The sequence below is a fragment of the Paracoccus sp. MBLB3053 genome, from assembly GCF_031822435.1.
GTDB classification, from domain to species: Bacteria; Pseudomonadota; Alphaproteobacteria; order Rhodobacterales; family Rhodobacteraceae; genus Paracoccus; species Paracoccus aurantius.
Genome location: NZ_JAVQLW010000002.1, coordinates 370,679 through 389,583 on the forward strand (window position 1 = coordinate 370,679; position 18,905 = coordinate 389,583).

Annotated in this window: 12 protein-coding genes; 3 read left to right on the top strand and 9 right to left on the bottom strand. The window is 65.2% G+C overall.

All coding sequences use genetic code 11. From position 1 onward, the window contains the following. The first annotated feature begins 4 nt into the window (after window positions 1-4). Together RGQ15_RS15890 and RGQ15_RS15895 are read left to right on the top strand one after the other, a co-directional pair. Window positions 5-3,124 carry an efflux RND transporter permease subunit gene (locus RGQ15_RS15890; RefSeq protein WP_311161558.1) on the top strand — a complete coding sequence of 1,040 codons (3,120 nt, stop codon included), beginning with the start codon at window positions 5-7 and terminating at the stop codon, window positions 3,122-3,124. Window positions 3,125-3,200: 76 nt separating this feature from the next. Further along, window positions 3,201-4,589 (top strand): efflux transporter outer membrane subunit, encoded by a 1,389-nt coding sequence (locus tag RGQ15_RS15895; RefSeq protein ID WP_311161559.1) that lies wholly within the window; start codon window positions 3,201-3,203, stop codon window positions 4,587-4,589. A gap of 4 nt (window positions 4,590-4,593) precedes the next feature. Here the strand turns inward: RGQ15_RS15895 and RGQ15_RS15900 are convergent, their stop codons facing one another. From RGQ15_RS15900 to RGQ15_RS15935, 8 genes are all read right to left on the bottom strand, one after another. Next, window positions 4,594-5,577, bottom strand: a complete 984-nt coding sequence (locus RGQ15_RS15900) for a phosphate acetyltransferase (protein WP_311161126.1) — start codon at window positions 5,575-5,577, stop codon at window positions 4,594-4,596. A 243-nt stretch (window positions 5,578-5,820) separates the two neighbouring features. Beyond that, on the bottom strand, window positions 5,821-6,819 hold the full coding sequence (locus tag RGQ15_RS15905) for a YeiH family protein (RefSeq protein ID WP_311161732.1): 999 nt from the start codon (window positions 6,817-6,819) through the stop codon (window positions 5,821-5,823). Between the two features lie 825 nt (window positions 6,820-7,644). Next, window positions 7,645-9,426: a sulfoacetaldehyde acetyltransferase gene (xsc, locus tag RGQ15_RS15910; protein ID WP_311161127.1), complete on the bottom strand. Its 1,782-nt coding sequence runs from the start codon at window positions 9,424-9,426 to the stop codon at window positions 7,645-7,647. Between the two features lie 13 nt (window positions 9,427-9,439). Continuing rightward, the gene (locus RGQ15_RS15915; protein WP_311161560.1) at window positions 9,440-10,831 is read right to left on the bottom strand and encodes an NAD(P)/FAD-dependent oxidoreductase; all 1,392 of its coding nucleotides are present in this window, start codon (window positions 10,829-10,831) and stop codon (window positions 9,440-9,442) included. A gap of 11 nt (window positions 10,832-10,842) precedes the next feature. Beyond that, a complete protein-coding gene (locus RGQ15_RS15920; protein WP_311161561.1) occupies window positions 10,843-11,238 on the bottom strand; it encodes a nuclear transport factor 2 family protein in 396 nt (131 codons plus the stop codon). A gap of 15 nt (window positions 11,239-11,253) precedes the next feature. Continuing rightward, the gene (locus RGQ15_RS15925; RefSeq protein WP_311161563.1) at window positions 11,254-12,594 is read right to left on the bottom strand and encodes a TRAP transporter large permease; all 1,341 of its coding nucleotides are present in this window, start codon (window positions 12,592-12,594) and stop codon (window positions 11,254-11,256) included. Next, window positions 12,591-13,154, bottom strand: coding sequence for a TRAP transporter small permease (locus RGQ15_RS15930; protein ID WP_311161565.1), 564 nt, complete (start codon window positions 13,152-13,154; stop codon window positions 12,591-12,593). Before RGQ15_RS15930 ends, RGQ15_RS15925 begins: the two co-directional genes overlap by 4 nt. An 89-nt stretch (window positions 13,155-13,243) precedes the next feature. Next, entirely contained in the window at window positions 13,244-14,245 is a 1,002-nt protein-coding gene (locus RGQ15_RS15935) for a TRAP transporter substrate-binding protein (RefSeq protein ID WP_311161567.1), read from the bottom strand. Window positions 14,246-14,358: 113 nt separating this feature from the next. Between RGQ15_RS15935 and pdxR the strand changes: the two genes are divergently transcribed. Continuing rightward, the gene (gene pdxR / locus RGQ15_RS15940; RefSeq protein WP_311161569.1) at window positions 14,359-15,840 is read left to right on the top strand and encodes a MocR-like pyridoxine biosynthesis transcription factor PdxR; all 1,482 of its coding nucleotides are present in this window, start codon (window positions 14,359-14,361) and stop codon (window positions 15,838-15,840) included. A 72-nt stretch (window positions 15,841-15,912) separates the two neighbouring features. Here the strand turns inward: pdxR and RGQ15_RS15945 are convergent, their stop codons facing one another. Beyond that, on the bottom strand, window positions 15,913-18,882 hold the full coding sequence (locus RGQ15_RS15945; protein WP_311161570.1) for a PAS domain-containing protein: 2,970 nt from the start codon (window positions 18,880-18,882) through the stop codon (window positions 15,913-15,915). Window positions 18,883-18,905 lie beyond the last annotated feature (23 nt).

Consider the following 18,905-nt stretch of genomic DNA (forward strand, 5'->3'; position numbering starts at 1 on the left):
AATCATGGCGCAGTTCTTCATCAACAGGCCAGTTCTGGCCTGGGTGATCTCTATATTCATCGTGATCGCTGGCCTGATTTCGCTGCCTTCGATTCCGGTCGCCCAATATCCGCAGGTCGCATGGCCGCAGATCACCATTTCGACGTCCTACACCGGCGCGTCGCCGGGCGAGATCAACCAGTCGGTCGCCCAGCCCATCGAGGATGAGCTGAACGGTGTCGAAGGTCTTGTCTATTACGAATCCGTTTCGGACAGTTCCGGCGCGATGTCGATCACCGCGACATTCGAACCCGGATCGGACATTGCCCGCGCGCAGGTCGACGTCCAGAACGCCGTCGCACGGGTCGAGCCACTGCTGCCGCAAAGCGTGGTAGATCAGGGCGTGCTGGTGGAAGAAGCCGGCTCGGGCTTTCTGATGATGGTCGCGCTGACCTCGGAGGACGGGTCCTTCGACGACATCGCGCTAGGCGACTATATCAACCGCAACGTCGCGGGCGAAATCCGCCGGATCGAGGGCGTGGGCCGGGCGCAGGTCTTCGCGCCGGAACGCGCGCTGCGGATCTGGATCGATCCCGACAAGATGACTGGCCTGAATCTGTCGACTGCCGAAGTCGTCGCGGCGATCAGGGCGCAGAATGCGCAGGTCGCGGCGGGCAAGGTCGGGGCGGACCCGAACCCCGTGGCCCAGCAATTGACAGCGACGGTTCTGATGAAGGGCCAGCTCGACGATCCCGAAGAGTTTGGTCAGATCGTGCTGCGCGCCAACGAGGACGGCTCACGCGTGCTTCTGCGCGATGTGGCCCGGATCGAGGTTGGTGCCGAGACCTACAGCTTCGCTTCGCGCATCAACGGCAAGCCTGCCGCCGCCATCGGTATCCAGCTTTCGACGACAGGCAACGCGTTGAACACGTCCGAAGCCGTGCATCAGAAGATGGAGGAACTTTCCAGCTTCTTCCCGGAAGGGATCAGCTACGCGATCCCCTATGACACGACCCCTTTCGTCGAAGCATCAATCGAAAAGGTGCTGCACACGCTCGTCGAGGCCGTCGCACTGGTTTTCGTCGTGATGTTCCTGTTTCTGCAGAACTTCCGCTACACGATCATCCCGACCATCGTCGTGCCCATCGCCCTGATGGGAACGATCGCGGTGATGCTGGTCGCAGGTTTCTCGATCAACGTGCTGACGATGTTCGCAATGGTGCTGGCGATCGGCATCCTGGTCGATGACGCCATCGTCGTGATCGAGAACGTCGAAAGGATCATGGCAACCGAAGGCTTGCCCCCGCGCGAAGCAACAAAAAAGGCGATGGGCCAGATTTCGGGCGCGATCATCGGGATCACGCTGGTCCTGGCGGCAGTGTTCATACCAATGGCCTTCTTTCCCGGCTCGTCGGGGATCATCTACCGCCAGTTCGCGCTGACGATGGTTGTCGCCATCCTGTTCTCGGCCTTCCTTGCGCTGACCCTGACGCCCGCGCTTTGCGCGAGTTTCCTGAAGCCGGTGACCGGGCATCACGAACGCAAGGGCTTCTTTGGCTGGTTCAACCGCAATTTCGACCGCCTGACCAATCGCTACGCCGCCAGCGTCACGCTGGTGACGCGCAGGCGTCTGGTGATGATGGCTTTCTACCTCGTGCTCGTGGGTGCCACGGCAATGGGCTTCATGCGCCTGCCGACAAGCTTCCTGCCGAACGAGGACCAGGGCTTCATCATCACCGATGTGCAAACCCCGCCGACCGCCAGTTCGAACCGGACCGACGAGGTGCTCGCACAAGCCACCGACATGTATCTGCGCAATGACGCGGTCGAGAATGTGGTGGCCATTCGGGGCTTCAGCTTTTCCGGGCAGGGGCCCAATGCCGGCCTGATCTTCGTCACCTTCAAGGACTGGGCAGAACGCACGCAATCCGCCCAGCAGATCGCGGGTGGCGCGAACATGGAGATGTTCACCTACAAGGATGCGCAGGCATTCGCGCTGTCGCCTCCGCCCATTCCGGGTTTCGGCACGACCGGGGGCTTCAGCTTCCGGCTGCAGGATCGCGGCGGGCAGGGTCAAGACGCGCTCAAGGCCGCAGCGCAGCAGATCATTGCCGAAGCACAAAAGGGCGGGGTCGTCACCGGCCTCAGGATCGAGGGGTTGCCCGATGCGGCGCAGGTCTTCGTCACCATCGACCGGGAAAAGGCCAATGCCTTCGGCGTGACCTTCGCCGACATCTCGGCGACGATCTCGCAATATCTCGGTTCGGCCTATGTCAACGACTTCCCCAATTCGGGAAAGATGCAGCGAGTGATGCTGCAAGCCGAAGAGGGCTCGCGCATGCAGGCAGAGGATATCCTGAAGCTGACCGCCCGGAACTCGAACGGGGGCATGGTGCCCTTTTCGTCATTCGCCAGCGTGACATGGGAACAGGGCGCGTCGCAGGTCGTGGGCTATAACGGCTATCCGTCGATCCGCATCGCCGGGGCGGCCGCGCCGGGCTTCAGTTCCGGTGCCGCCATGGCCGAAATGGAGCAGCTGGCCCAGGCTCTGCCACAGGGCTTCGGCTATGAATGGACCGGACAGTCGCTTGAAGAAATCCAGTCGGGTTCGCAATCAACTTTGCTCTTCGCAATGAGCGTTCTGTTTGTTTTCCTGCTGCTTTCCGGCCTCTACGAAAGTTGGGCGATCCCGCTTTCGGTGATGCTGGTCGTGCCTTTGGGGGTTCTGGGCTGCGTTCTTGCGGTCATCCTGCGCGACATGCCCAACGACATCTACTTCAAGGTCGGACTGATCGCGATCATCGGGCTTTCTGCCAAGAACGCCATCCTCATCGTCGAATTCGCGAAGGAATTGCGCGAAGATGGCAGAACCCTGATCGAGGCAGCAGTCGAGGCGGCACGCCTGCGGTTCCGCCCGATCCTGATGACATCGATGGCATTTACCCTCGGCGTGGTTCCCCTGGCCATTGCGACCGGTCCTTCGGCGGCCAGCCAGAACGCGATCGGCACCGGCGTCATCGGCGGGATGATCGCGGCAACCGTTCTTGCGGTGTTCTTCGTGCCCGTCTTCTTCGTCTTCGTCATCGATCTCGTCAGCCGGCTGAAAGGCCGCAAGCACGGGGCCGAGGCCAGATCGGCAGGCTGAATTTGACCTGCCGTCGCGCGGGCGGGATCGCTCCGGTCTTGCCCGCGCTTTCTTCCCTTCATTCGAAGTGACACTCATGACTGATTTTCCGAACGTTTCGCGTCGCCTTATCCTGGGGGGCCTTGCCTCGACATTGGCTCTCGCGGCCTGCTCTCCGGGCGCCTATACCGCCCCCGAACCGGACCTTCCCGCACGCTTCGCCGCAGATTCCCCGGCTCGGAGGGCCGGATCGAACGCCTGGTGGGCCGCGTTTCGCGACAGCCAGCTCGATGCCCTGATCGCGGCCGGTCTTGGCCGCAACCTCGACGTCCAGACCGCCGTCGCCGTGATCCGCGAGGCCGAGGCGAATGCCCGGCTCGTCGGCGCAAACGATCTGCCCCAGGCCACTCTTTCTGGCGCCGGAAATCGTGGTGTCAGCGAAGGCGGCGCCACGCTGACCGAAACCAGCTCTGCCACCTTCGGCGTGTCGTGGCTGATCGACGTCTTCGGGGCAAATCGCGCCGCCCGGCGGGGCGCCGCTGCCCAGGTCGACGCGGCCTATCTTTCGGCCGAGGTCGCGCGCCTGACAGTCGCAAGCGCCATCGCGCAGGCCTATATCGACGCGCGTTATTACCAGGAAGCGGTTTCGCTGACCCGCCAGAGCCTGAGCAGCCGCAAGCGCACGCTGTCCTTGACCCGCGAGCAGGATCTGCTGGGCAGCGTCTCGCGGGTCGAGGTTCTGCAGGCCGAACAGCTCGTGACGCAGGCCGAGGCCGCCTTGCCCGCGCTTGAAATGGGCTTCGACCAATCCGTCAACCGGCTCGCGACCCTGACCGCCGGACGCGGCGCCGACCTGTCGGCACGACTGCGCAAAAGCGGCAGCCAGCCACGGGCGCGCTACCGTGCCAGCGTCGGCGTTCCGGCCGATGTCGTGCGCGTCCGTCCCGACGTGCGGGTGGCCGAGCGCAGCCTTGCCGCCGCCGTCGCCGCGGTGGGCGAGGCCGAGGCCGCCTTCTACCCTTCGCTCACGCTCACTGGCTCGGTCACGCCGATCAACCTGGCCGGCGGGGGCAGCCTCAAGACATGGGGCTTCGGACCGCAGATCTCGGTTCCGCTTTTCACCGGAGGAGCCAACAGGGCGCAGCTTTCCGCGGCCGAGGCCCGCGCCGAACAGTCGCGCCTTGCCTGGCAGGCCGCGGTGCTGAACGCGGTGGAAGAGGTCGAGAACGCCCTTGCCGGCTACAATCGGGATGCCCGTTCGGTCGATGCCCAGACCCGTCTCGTCGCCAATGCAAGCGAATCGGTCGCGCTGGCGCGCACCTCCTATGAACTGGGCGAGGCGGGCTTTTTCCCGGTGCTCGATGCGGAACGCACGCTTCTGTCGGCGCGCCAGGACCTGGCGGAAGCGGTGCGCCAGCAGGCCTTGCATTTCGTGCAACTCAGCGCCGCTTCCGCCGGGGGCGTCGGGGTCGCGGCACGGGCCTGACGTTTCATTCTGCGGGGGTTGGGGTTTTTTGTTTTTGTGCGCAGATTGCGGTTATTGCGGCTGCGTTGACGATGTCTTGTGTCGAGCATCCGCGCGAGAGGTCGTTTGCGGGCTTTGCGAGGCCTTGCAGGATGGGTCCGATGGCGGTGAGGCCGCCGAGGCGCTGTGCGATCTTGTAGCCGATATTTCCCGAGGCGAGGTCGGGGAAGATGAAGACGTTGGGCCGGCCGGAGAGCCGGCTTGCCGGGGCCTTTTTCGCGCGGATGGCGTCATCGAGGGCGGCGTCGAATTGCAGCTCGCCATCGACCTCGAGCGCGGGATCGGCCTCGCGGATCAGCCGCAGCGCCTCGCGGATGCGGCCAAGGCTCGGATGCTCGGCCGAGCCTGCGGTCGAGAAGGAAAGCAGCGCCACGCGCGGGGTTTCGCGCAGGACCTGGCGGCAGGAGCGCGCGGCGGAAAGCGCAATGGCGGCAAGCTCGGCGGCGTTCGGTTCGATCACCAGGCCGCAATCGGCAAAGATCATCCCGCCCTTGAAGCTGGAGGTCGAACCACATGAAAGCATGAGGAAAAAGCTCGATACGATGCCCGCATCCGGGGCCTTTCCGATGATCTGCAGCGCGGCGCGGACGGTGTCGGCAGTGGTCGCGACCGCGCCGCCCAGCGTGCCGTCGGCCTGGCCCAGCCGGACCCGCATCGCGGCCTGGCGGATCGGGTCGCGCATGTCCTCGAGCGCCTGTTCGGCGGTCATGCCGCGCGCGGCGCGCAGGGCGTGCCAATGGCGCGACAGCTCGACCAGATCGGGGGCCTCGGCGGCGCTGAGCGCGGTCACGCCGGGCAGGTCCGGGCCATCCATCAGGGTGACGCGGGCCAGCCCCTCGGCGACCAGCCGGGCGGCGGCCTCGGCCACGCGGGGGTCGCGGCCCTCGGGCAGGATGATGTGGCGCGGCTGCGCGCGGGCTGTGCGATAGATCAGCTCGAGAGGCTTCATGGCGGGCTCTTTCCGGGGGTGGCAACGGCTGCGCGCGTTGCGGGACGGGGGTGGGGCGGCAACGGGCCGGGTGGAAGGGGGTCCTGGCCCAGCAATTGCTGGGGTTTTGGCTGTGACCCGCGTCGGACCGGCGTACAGCGCGCGTACACAGGGCGTACACCGGCCTGTACACCGGCATGCCCACCGGCCTCTCCACCGGCCTCTCCACCGGCGCGGGCAGAGAAGGGGGCCAAGAAGGGGGCCTCAGCCAAGGGCATGCAGGCCCGCGACGACGAAGATGCCGAGGAAGGCGGTCTCGGCGACGAGGAGCGCGATGGCGCCGGGGCCGACCTCGATCATGCGCCTGAGCGAGGTCTTGATGCCGACGGCGGCGATCGCGACGAGCAGGGCCCAGCGGCTGAGCAGGCCCGCGAGCTCGCTGAGCCAGGGCGGCAGCAGCCCGGCCGAGTTCACCGCCGCCAGCGCGAGAAAGCCCAGCACGAAGCCCGGCAGCAGGGGCGGGCGCTTGCCAGAGGCCGGATCGGCAAGGCCGCGCGCGCGGATCACCAGCGAGAAGCACAGCACCACCGGGGCCAGCATCGAGACCCGGATCAGCTTGACCAGCGTCGCGGTCTCGCCGGCCTCGGGCCCGATCGAGAAGCCGGCGCCGACGACCTGGGCCACGTCATGGATCGTGCCGCCGAGAAAGACCCCGCTGTCGCGCGCGTCAAAGCCGAAGACCTGGGCGAGCATGGGATAGAGCACCATGGCCACGGTCGAAAGCACGGTGACGGAAAGCACGGTGAAGACGAGATCGCGTTCGGATTTCTCGTGCCGGGGCAGGACGGCGGCGATGGCCATGGCGGCCGAGGCGCCGCAGATCGCGACCGCGCCGCCGGTCAGCAGGGCAAAGCGCCAGTCGCGGCCGATGAGGCGCGTGACCAGCAGCGCAAAGAGGATGGTCAGCACCACGCCCGCGATGACCAGCCCGATCGCGGCCCCGCCCAGCCCGACGAGCATCCCCGCCGAGATCCGCGCGCCAAGCAGCGCGACCCCCAGCCGCAGGACGGTGCGGGCGGTGAAGCCGATGCCGGGGGCGGTCTTGCTGCCCTCATCGGCCAGGAAGTTCAGCGCGAGCCCGAGAAGCAGCGCCATCAGCATGGCGGGGGCGCCGTAATGTTCGGACAGGAACTGCGCCGTCGCCGCGACCAGGACCGAGACGGCCAGGCCGGGAAAGACCTGAGCCGGGCCGAGCCCGCCCAGGAGCCGGCCGAGCGGGCCGGAACGGGCCGCGAAAGGGGCGCCAGAGAGGGAGCCAGAGGAGGCGCCAGAGGAGGTGGGGGTGGGCGCATCCCCCTCGGGACGGCCCTCGGGACGGCCCTCGGGACGGCCCCCGGCGAGGGCGCCCGAATGATTGCCCGGATGATCGCCCGAATGATTGCCCGAATGATTGCTGGGGGGGGACGCCCCGCCCGGATCGGGCCGCGCATCCTGCAAGCTCTCGGGGTCGTGGCACGAGGGGCACGAGGGACGCGAGGAGCGCGAGGGGCGCGAGGGGCGCGAGGCCGGGCTGGAGGGGGGCATGGTCTCTCCTTCGGGTGGTCTTCCACCGGGCCGGATGGGGGCGGCAACAATCGGCGGAAACGGTCGGCGGGGGCAAGCGGTGGAAACAGGCGGTGGACACAGGCGGTGGACACAGGCGGCGGGCAGTCTCGGGGTTCAGTCTCGGGTTCAGTCTGGGGGCCAGTCTATCTGGGGTTCAGTCTCGGGTTCAGTCTCGGGTTCAGCTTGCGGGCGTTCGGGTCGTCCTTGCGGTCATGCCGGGTCCAGTGCCGGCTGCCGTTCCGGGGATCTGCAGCCCCCCGCCCGGACATTCCGCCCGGACATTCCGCCCGGACATTCCGCCCAGACATCCGCCCGGACATTCCGCCGGGGCATCCGCCGGGAAAGAGGCTGCGGGGATCGCCCCAAGGCAGGAGCCCGAACATGAAGGCCGAACATGAAGGCCGGACAGGAGCCCCGAAGATGGGACCCCGAACCGGCCCCGGAAACCGGCCCCGGAAACTGGCCCCGGGACCGCCTCCTGCCTCAGGCCATGGCGACCTGGGGCCGCATGTCGGCCGGATCGATCCCCGCGACCACGACCGGCTTCTTCATCGCGTCGCGGCGGAAGGGCTCGCCCAGTTCCTGGTTCAGCACGACCTCGATGAAGGTGGTCTCGCGGTGCTTCATCTGGCGCTCGACGGCCTCGTGCAGGGCTTGGGTCAGTTCCTCGGCCCCGCGCACCTGCACGCCATGCGCCCCGCAGGCCTGGGCGATCCCGGCATAGGTGGTGCCGCGGTCAAGCTCGGTGCCGACGAAGTTGTTGTCATACCACAAGGTCGTGTTGCGCTTTTCCGCGCCCCATTGGTAGTTGCGGAAGATCACCATGGTGATCGCGGGCCAGTCCTCGCGCCCGCAGGCGGTCATCTCGTTCATGGAAATCCCGAAGGCGCCGTCGCCCGCGAAGCCGATCACCGGCGTGTCGGGGTTGCCGATCTTGGCGCCGAGGATCGCCGGGAAGCCGTAGCCGCAGGGGCCGAAGAGGCCCGGCGCAAGGTATTTCCGCCCCGCCTCGAAGCTCGGATAGGCATTGCCGATGGCGCAATTGTTGCCGATGTCGCTGGAAACGATCGCGTCCTTCGGCACCGCCTGCATGATCGCGCGCCAGGCCTGGCGCGGGCTCATCAGGTCGGCTTCGCGGTCGCGCGCGCCCGAGTTCCATTCGGTGCCGGGATCGTCATCCTCGTGATCGAGGCTCGAAAGCTCCTGCGCCCAGCGGGATTTCGTCTGCGCGACCAGGGCCTTGCGATCAGCGCGGCCGGCATCGCCCGCCACGTCCGAAAGCTGGCCCAGGATGCCGCGCGCGACCTTGGCCGCGTCGCCCTGGATGCCCACGGTGACCTTCTTCGTCAGCCCGATGCGGTCGGCATTGATGTCGACCTGGATGATCCTGGCGTCCTTGGGCCAATAGTCGATGCCGTAGCCCGGCAGGGTCGAGAAGGGGTTCAGACGCGTCCCCAGCGCCAGCACGACATCGGCCTTCTGGATGATCTCCATCCCGGCTTTCGAGCCGTTATAGCCCAAGGGGCCCATGGCCAGCGGATGCGAGCCGGGGAAGCTGTCATTATGCTGGTAGTTCGAGCAGACCGGGGCATCCAGCCGCTCGGCCAGCTTCACGAGATCCGGGATCGCGCCCGAAAGGACCACGCCCGCGCCCGACAGGATGACCGGGAATTCGGCTTCCGACAGCAGCTTCGCGGCCTCGGCCACGGCCTTTTCCCCGCCCGAGGGGCGCTCGAAGGCCACGACCTGCGGCAGGTCCACGTCGATGACCTGGGTCCACATGTCGCGCGGGATGTTCATCTGCGCCGGCGCCGAGTTGCGCCAGGCCTGCATGATGACGCGGTTCAGCACCTCGGGGATGCGCGAAGCGTCGCGGACCTCTTCCTGGTAGCAGACGCAATCGGCGAATAGCCGCATCTGCTCCATCTCCTGGAAGCCGCCCTGGCCGATCGTCTTGTTCGCGGCCTGCGGCGTGATCAGCAAAAGCGGCGTGTGGTTCCAATAGGCGGTCTTCACCGGCGTGACGAAGCCGGTGACGCCCGGCCCGTTCTGCGCGATCGCCATCGACATCTTGCCGGTCGAGCGCGTGAACCCGTCGGCCATCAGCCCGGCATTCGTCTCATGCGCGCAATCCCAGAACGTGATCCCCGCCTTCGGGAAAAGGTCCGAAACCGGCATCATCGCCGAGCCGATGATCCCAAACGCATGCTCGATCCCGTGCAATTGCAGAACTTTGACAAAAGCCTCTTCGGTGGTCATTTTCATGGCATTGGCTCCCTTATGCCCGCTCGTCGCGGTAGTGATACAGGTGATAGAGGCCCCACTGGCCGAGACGGCGGAACGGCGTCCTCCAGCCTTCGTGGGGGAGTTCGGAATTGAAGATCGGCAGGCCGGGCAGGCTTTCGCCCGCCACAAGCTGGGCCATGCGACGGCCTGCCATGGCGGAATACATCACGCCATTGCCGCCGTAACCCATGGCGTAGAAAGCGCCGGGAAGATCGGGCAGGCCGGTGATGCGCGGCATCATGTCATGGCTGACATCGACCCAACCCCACCAGCTGTAATCGAGTTCGATTCCGCGAAGCGCGGGGAACTTGCGCCCCATGCCCTCACGCAGCCCGGCCAGATGCGCCGGATTGGCGGCATCACGACCGGTAATCGCGGCCCGCGAGCCGATCTGCAGCCGGTTGTCGGGCAAGAGCCGATAGTAGTGGCGCAGGGTTCGCGTGTCGGTCAGGGGCGAAAGCTTGCGGATGCCGATCGCGTCCAGTTCGGCAGGCGAAAGCACGCGCGTGACGACGCTGTTCGACATGATCGGCATGACCCGGTCGCGCAGGCGCGGATGCAGGCCCCGCGGCGCATAGGCCGCGGTCGCCACCGCGACGCGGCGGGCGCGGACGGTGCCACCGGGCGTGCGCAGGTGGTGGATGCCGCCCTTGTAGTCCCAGCCCTGGACCGGGCTGTCGGGATGAACCGTCGCACCCAGTTCCCGCGCGACGCGCAGGTAGCCGAAGGCGAGCCTTGCCGCATGAATGCCGGTGCCGTCCGGCTCCCACATCGCGCCCTGGGCCTCGTGGTCTCGGGCGACGGTTTCGACCACCTCTTCGCGGGTCAGCATGCGTGCGCCATAGCCGAAGCTGTCGTTCAGAAGCCGGGTTTCCTTTTCAAGTGCCGCGAGCAGCCCCGGCTTGTGCGCGATATAGTAATGCCCGCCGTCCTGCGGCTGGCAATCGATCGCATGGTCGCGGATCAGGCCGCGGAACAGCTCGAAGGCCTCGACCATCTCGTGGTGCAGCCCGCGGGCCACATCAAGCCCCCAGCGCTCGATCCACTGGCTGCGTTTCAGCCGCCCGGCGCTGATCTGCGCCTGCCCGCCGTTCCGTGTCGAGCAGCCATAGGCCACCCCGTTCGCTTCCAGCACCGTCGCCTTGATGCCGTGCATCTTGGCAAGATGGATGGCACAGGACAGCCCGGTATAGCCCGAGCCGATCACGGCCACGTCCACATCCATGTCGGCCGAGACGGGGCCGTCATCCCGTGGCGCGGGGCCCGCCGTCCCGATCCAGTAGGTCGGCGCATAATCGCTGCGCGGACCCAGGGCGCGGGCATGCATGGGGTCATAGAGCGGGTCGAAGGCAACCGAACCCGCACGTCGTGCAATCACCTGCATTTGCGTAAGTCTCACTTCACCGGAATGGCCGGACGTTGCTTGCGGATGGCCTGTTTCTCGACGATCTGGCCATTTTGGATGCGGAAGAGGTCGGCCCCCTGCACTTCGATGCGGGAACCGTCCGGATTGGTGGCGCGAAACGTCCATTGCGAGACGCCGCGCGTGCCGTCCTCGGACAGGAAATGGCTGTGCTCGGCCCATTGGACATCGGGCATCGCGGTCCAGACGCCTTCGAATGCGCGGGCGATGGCCTCCCTGCCTTGGATCCTGTTGCCGAATTCGTGGTCCCCGGCGACGGTGTAGAACACGCAGTCATCCGCGAAATGGGTCATCACGCCTGCGATATCATGGCGGTTGAAGGCATCGAACGTGGCCTTCAGATCAGCGGCGGTCAGCGTTGCGGACATGGATGGTTTCCTTTCTCAATAGCCCATGATGCGGGGCAGCCACAGGGCGATTTGCGGGAAGCAGGCGATGACGAAGATCGCGATCGTCGAGGCCAGCGCGAAGGGCATCGCGCGCAGGCTGATCCGTTCGATCGAGACGCCCGAGATGCCCGAGGCGATGAAGAGGTTCTCGCCCAGCGGCGGGGTCTGGAAGCCCACGGAAAGCGTGCAGATCATCACGATGCCGAAATGGACCGGGTCGATGCCGACCATGTAGGCCACCGGCAGCATCACCGGCACAAGGATCATGATCGCGGCAAGCGTTTCCATGAACATGCCGACGATCAGCAGCAGCATGATGACCATGGCCCAGATCGCGTAGATATTGGTGGTCAGGTTCAGCACGCCCCCGGCAATCACGCTGGGAATGTCGTTTTCGACCAGGATGCGGCCAAAGATTGTGGCGGTGAACAAGACCAGAAGCACGCGGCCCGAAAGCCAGGTCGTCGCCTCCAGCGCCTTGACGATTTCGCCAAGGTCGAGCTCGCGATAGATCACCGCGCCGACGAAAAGCGTGTAGAAGATCGCGACGATCGCGGCTTCGGTCGGGGTGAAAAGCCCGGCATAGATCCCGCCAAGGATGACGAGGGGGGCCAGGAGTGCCCAGAACCCGTGATAGCAGGCCTTCACGAACTTGCTCAGCGACAGCGGCTCGGCCGAGCCGTAGAAACCCCGCATCCGGCAGCGGATGTAGTTCATGGTCAGCAGGCAGGTCGCCATCACGACGCCGGGCAGGAAGCCTGCGATAAAGAGCTTCGAGATCGACACCGACTGGAACTGGCCATAGGTCTCGACCGCCTCGGGCGGGGGCATCATGCCCATCGCCGAGATGCCGAAGATGACCATCGGGATCGAGGGCGGAATGATGATCCCCAACCCGCCCGACGCGGCGGTGACCGAGGCGGCATAGCCCTTGCCGTAGCCTGCCCGCGCCATCGCGGGGATCATCAGCATGCCCACGGCGGCGGTGGTCGCCGGGCCCGAGCCCGAGATCGCGCCGAAGAACAGGCAGGCCACGATCGTCGCGGCGGAAAGGCCGCCGGTGAATGGCCCGGCCAGGCTTTCGGCCACGTTGATGAGGCGCCGCGACAGGCCCGCGGCCTCCATCAATGCACCCGCCAGAATGAACGAGGGCAGCGCCATCAGCGGGAAGGACCCGACCGAAGACCAGGCCATCTGCACCATCTTGATCGGGTTGTCGCCAAGGTAGAACATCGCGGCAAGTGCGGCCACGCCCAGCCCGACGGTGATCGGTGCGCCCAGCAGCAGAAGGCCGAAGAAGGAGCCGAAGAGAATTTCGATGAGATGGGCGTTCATTGTACCTGTCCCCGCATCTGGCGATGGGTTCCATCGTCCTCGGCCAGCTCGATCATCTGCTCGACCTCGACCTTGTCGGGATCGCGCGGATCAATGCCGCAGACCAGCTTGAGATAGTTCACCTGGATGATGCGGATCGTCATCAGCGTGAAGGCGATCGGCAGGACCATGTAGACCCAGCGCATTTCCCAGCCCAGCGTCTGGGCCTTCACGAAGGGTTTGAGCCGGCCGATGAAGACCGAGGCCTGCCAGATGAAGACGATGTTGAAGCCGATCCAGAACAGGTCGCCGATCGCCTCGATCGCGCGGGCCATGCGGCGCGGCAATGCGTTCAGGTGGAACGAGACGCGGTTATGGGCCGCCATGCGCGCCGCATAGGAGGCGCCGAAATACGCGAACCAGACGAAAAGGATGACCGAGAGTTCTTCGATCCAGGTGATCGAGAAGCCAAAGATTTGCCGTGCGACGATCTGGACGAAAAGCAGGGTCACGAAGATCGCCAGAAGGACGCGGCAGATGTAGCTTTCGAGCTTGTCGAGATGTTGCCAGAATGCAGACATGACCAGCCTCGGGATGAGGGGAGACGAGGAGGGGGGGGGAACAGGCGCAGAGCGGGACGCGCGGACGGCCCGCGCGCCCGTCGTCAGGCTTATTGCACCGGGTCGCGACCCAGCGAGGTCAGCACGTTGTTCAGGACGTCCTTGCCGCCGATCTGGTCATAGAACTTGGGCCAGACCGCGTTGGTGGCAAGTTCGATGAATTCCTTCTCGCCCTCGGCGGGCTCGGTGATGTCCATGCCGCGCGCGACCAGCTCGTCGCGGATCTTCGCTTCCTCTCCGCGCAGGAACTCCGCGCTGAAGGCGGTGGCTTCCTTGCCCGCATCCAGCACCTGCTGCTGTTCTTCGGGCGAAAGCGACTGGAAAAGGCTTTCCGACACGATCAGCGGCTCGATCGAGAAGATGTAGCGCAGGTTCGTGATGTGCTTCTGCACCTCGTCGAACTTCATGGCATAGATCGTCATGTAGGGGTTGTCCTGCCCGTCGACGACCTTCTGTTGCAGCGCCGCAAAAGTTTCGCCCCAGGCCATCGGGGTCGGGTTGATGCCCCAGGACTTGTAGGTTTCGATCATGATCTCGTTCTTGGGCACCCGGACGACCAGGTCCTTGAGATCGGCGACGGTCGAAACCGGCTTTTTCGAATTCGTCAGCACGCGGAAGCCGGAATAGGCCCAGCCGATGATGCGCACGCCCGCATCCTCGATCGTCTGGTCGATCATCTGCTGGCCGATGTCGCCCTGCGTCAGCTTCTCGGCATCTTCAAGGCTCAGGATCACATAGGGCAGCGTCATCGTGCCGACCGAGGGCGAGAACGGGGTGATGTTGTTGATCGCAAGGATCGAGAAATCCAGCGTGCCCGTCGCCGCCGCGGTCACGGTATCCTGTTCGTCGCCAAGCTGGCCGTTCAGGAACAGCTTGCCGGTCATGTTGCCGCCGGATTTCTCTTCAAGCGCGGCCACGAAGGCCTTGCCAAGCGCTTCCTGGGTGCCGCCCGCGCCATCGCCGACGGCAATGCGATACTCGGCGGCATGTGCTGGCAGCGACAGGGCCAGCACGGTCGCGGCACCGGTCAGAAATCGCGTCATCATGTTCATGTTCATTTCCCTGTCGTTGAGTGCGACGCGTTGATCGCGTTCGCTTGATGACAGAAATATTGCGCTGCGGCGTGCCCGAGGATATGTCCAGTTCAAGCCGAATATAGGTCCAGATGCGCAACCGTATCCCCCCCGAGATGATCATCCTGCGCCAGGGGGATGCGCTGTCCCTGCAGGGGCGTCTGGCTGCGGCGATCCTGCGCGCGATCAACGACACGCGCGCGCGACCGGGCTTCCGGTTGCCGTCAAGCCGGGGGCTTGCCGAGGCGCTGAAGATTTCGCGCATGACGGTGACGCTGGTCTATCAGGACCTCGTCGCGCAAGGCTATCTCGAGACGCTGCCCCGCTCGGGCGTGGCCGTCGCGGAAAATGCGCCGAACTTCGACCTGCGCCCCGCTTCGGCCGGGCCTGATGGCGGGCGCGAGCCGGATTGGGGCGCCTGGCTCAGCGGGCAGGTCCAGCCGCAGCGGGTGATCCGCAAGCCATCGAACTGGCGCGATTTTCGCTTTCCCTTCATCTACGGTCAGGCCGATCCCCGGCTCTTCGATCACAACGCATGGCGCGACTGTGCCCGTCGGGCATTGGGAACGCGCGATTTCGCGGAACTGGCGGCCGACAGATATGGCGCGGATGATCCGCTGCTGGTCGATTACATCTGTTCGAACACGCTGCCCCGACGCGGCATCGAGGCCGGCCCGGATGAGGTGCTGGTGACCATGGGCGCGCAGAACGCGCTGTTTCTCGCCATCGAACTGCTCGCCCGCGCCGACCGGCTCGCGGTGACCGAAGAGCCGGGCTATCCCGACTTCGCCGAGACGCTGCGGCGCGCGAAAAGCCCGACAAGCTTTCTTCCGGTCGATGACAAGGGGCTGGTGCCCGCGCTTCTGCCCGAAAGCACGCGACTGGTCATCGCCACGCCCAGCCATCACATCCCGACCGGGGCGACCATGCCGCTGGCTCGAAGGCATGAACTGCTGCGCCGTGCGATCGAGCAGGATTTTCTCGTCATCGAGGACGATTACGATTTCGAGATGTCCTATCTCGCGCCGCCCGAACCGGCGCTGAAGTCGCTCGATCGCTCGGGGCGGGTGATCTATATCGGCAGCTTTTCGAAATCGCTCTTTCCCGGACTGCGCATCGGCTATCTAGTCGCGCCCGCGCCGATGATCGCCAAGGCGCGCGCGCTGCGGGCGATCATGCTGCGTCATCCTCCCGGGCATCTGCAACGCATCACCGCCTATTTCCTGGCATTGGGTCATTACGACGCGCATATCGAAAAGCTGCGCGCCGCGCTCAAACGCCGTCGTCAGGTGCTGGAGGACGCGTTGGCCGGGACGGATCTCAGGATCGAGGGGGCGGCGGCATCGGGCGGTTCGAGCCTTTGGGTCCGCAGCACCAATGGCTGCGACAGCGCACGGCTCGCCTCGGAGCTGCGCGACGAAAGCGTGCTGATCGAACCCGGAGAGGTGTTCTTCGAACGTCCGCCGCAGCCCTGTCCGCTGTTCCGCCTCGGCTACGCCTCGATCGACGCAGCCGCCATTCCCGCCGGGATTGACCTCATCGCCCGCGCCGAACGCCGGATCACGGGCGGCTAGGCCGGGCCAGGGCGGCCCCGCCACCGTCACGCAACGCGCGCGGGCGCTTCCCCCCGGACATAGCCTGATCCGTCAGGCCCGAGCGGCGGCCATCGCCTGGTCGATCGCCTCGCGGATCTCGTTCTCGGAATAGGGCTTGACCAGCAGGACGGCGCGGGCGGGGCTGCCGACGGGCAGGCTGCCTTCGCCGGTCGGATAGACGATCGCAAGACGGGGATGCTTTTCGAGAACCTGGCGCGCCAGCTCATCACCGGAAAGATCCGGCAAGCCAAGATCGGTCAGGAGAAGATCGAAACCTTCCTCCTCGAAGGCTGTCAGCGCCTGTTTCGCGGAATTGGCCTGGCGCACCTTGTGACCCATATCCTCGATCAGCATGGCGGTATCGGCGCAGATCAGGAAGTTGTCCTCGACCAACAGGATCCGAAGCGGGGCAGGGCCGCTTTGTTCGTCATCGGTCCCGGCTTCGGCCATCGCGGCGGTCGGCCCCGGCCGGGGCGCACCAGATGCCTGCGCCGCCTGGCGCGCATTGGCGATCACATGGCGCAGCCGTCTTGCGAGCGCTTCATGGGAATAGGGTTTCGAAAGCAACTCGACCCCTTCATCCAGCCGGCCTCCATGCACGATCGAATTCTCGGTATAGCCCGACGTGAAAAGCACGGCGAGCCCGGGGATCAGGCTTTGCGACCGGCGCGCCATCTCGCGGCTGGTGAGCGGCCCCGGCATGACGACATCCGTGAAAAGCACGTCGATCGGGACGCCGCTTTCGACCACGCTGAGCCCGGCCTGTGGGTCCTTGGCAGTCAGGACGTGATAGCCGAGTTCGGTCAGAAGCTGGACCACCGTATCGCGGACGGCCTCATCATCCTCGACCACGAGAATGGTCTCGGTGCCACCAAGGACCGGGCCTGTGCGGGGCTGCGGATCGTGATCCTCTTCGCCAAGCGAACGGGGCAGGAAGACCTTGACGGTCGTTCCAATGCCCGGCTCGCTATAGATCGAGACATGGCCGCTGGATTGCTTGACGAAGCCATAGACCATTGAAAGCCCAAGGCCCGTGCCCCGGCTCTCGGGCTTGGTCGAGAAAAACGGCTCGAATACCTTGTCAAGAATATCCGGCGTCATCCCGACACCGGTATCGCTGACGGCAAGCATCACATATTCACCGGGCACGACTTCGGGATTGGCGGTTCCATAGACCTTGTCGAGCGTGGCATTCCCGACTTCGATCGTGAGCCGGCCGTTCCCGTCCATGGCATCGCGCGCATTGATCGCAAGATTGAGCAATACGTTCTCGACCTGTCCCGGATCGACGCAGGTATTCCAAAGCCCCCTGCTGACCGCCACCTCGACCTCGACCGCCTCGCCGATCGTCCGGCGCAGCATGTCATCCATCCCGGTCACAAGCTTGCCGACATGGATGACGCGCGGCTCCAGCGCCTGGCGGCGACCGAAGGCGAGCAACTGACTGGCAAGCTTGGCACCTCGCTGGACACCGGAAAGAGCGTTCGCGACCTTCTGCTCGGCTCCGGGATTGCCAGCCACATCGCGGGCCAGCAGCTGCAGGTTTCCTGAAACAACCTGAAGCAAATTGTTGAAATCATGGGCTACGCCGCCGGTCAGCTGACCGATCGCATCCATCTTCTGGGCCTGTTGCAAGGTCCGCTCTGCCTTGCGGCGCTCGGCGATTTCGGCTTCGACCCGCGCCTCGAGCCCCTCGTTCAATTCGCGCAATTGCTGTTCGGCACATTTGCGGTGACGGACCTGCCGCTCCAGATCGATCGCGCGTTCGACGAGTTGGGCCTCGGCGGCGCGCTGTTCGGTTATATCGGTATGGACACCGACCCATTCGCGAATGCTGCCGTCCTGATCAAGGGTCGGAATGGCCCGGATCGCGAAATTCCGCCAGCTTCCATCCCGGCTGCGAACCCGATGTTCCCATGTATAGGTCGACTTTGTCTCAACTGCGCGCTGCCAGGATTCAACCGACCCGATCTGATCGTCCGGATGAACCGCGCTGGCCCAGCCGTAGCCCTGATATTCTTCATAGCTCTGACCGGTCAGCGATGCCCATCCGGCCTGCTCGCCCTCCATCCGGCCATCGGGCGAATTGGTCCAGAGCACGCCATGGATCGCCTCGACCGCAGCCGCGAAACGCTGGTTGCTCCGCCGCAGGTCCTCGGCCGCGCGTTTTCGGTCCTCGACATCGACCATAAGGACATAAAGTCCCACGACCTGTCCCTTGGGATCACGGCGGGGAATGTAGCGCACTTCAAAGGTGTGCACGGTTCCGTCGGGCAAGGTCACGGGCGCATCGCCGATCACCGTTTCGCCGGCCAATGCCCGCTGCAAGGACGGCTCGCGCGAGGCGAAATATGCCTCGCCCACGATCTCGCGCTTGTGGCGGCCGATCACCTGCTCGGGCGGCACTCCGAAGACATCGAGGTAGCGGCCATTGGCGAGCCGGAAGATCAGGTCGCAATCCATGAAGCCGACCAGAATGGGCAAGGCGTCGGTCAACGAACTCATTTCGCTTCGGCTGGCCGCCAGCTCCGCGCGCGCCTCGACCGCCTCGGTAATCTCGAGCACCGTGCAAAGCACGCCTTCAACCTGCCTGCCATCATCGCTGTAGACAGGTGTATAGTAGAGATCGAAGATCACATCTTCGGGCTTGCCGTGGCGATGCAGCGTCAGGGTCTGTTCCGTGAAGGACTGGACCTTCCCCTGAAAGCCTTCTTCAAGGATACGTCGGTTCCAGTCCCAGATTTCGGGCCAGATGCCGCTGACAGTGCCGCCAAGCGCGCGCGGATGATAGCTGCCGGCGATCTCGATATAGCCGTCATTGTAGAGCATGACATTGTCACTGCCCCACATCAGGACTTGCGGAATGGGCGAATTCACCATGGAATTGACCATGGTGCGCAGAGTACTGGGCCAATGCTCCAGCGGACCGAGCGAAGTGCGTGACCAGTCGAACTGCCGGATCAACTCCCCGGCGATACCACCGTCGATCGGCCATGACGGCGGCCTATACTGGCTTTGCAATGCTTCCTCCTTGCCGGATGGCG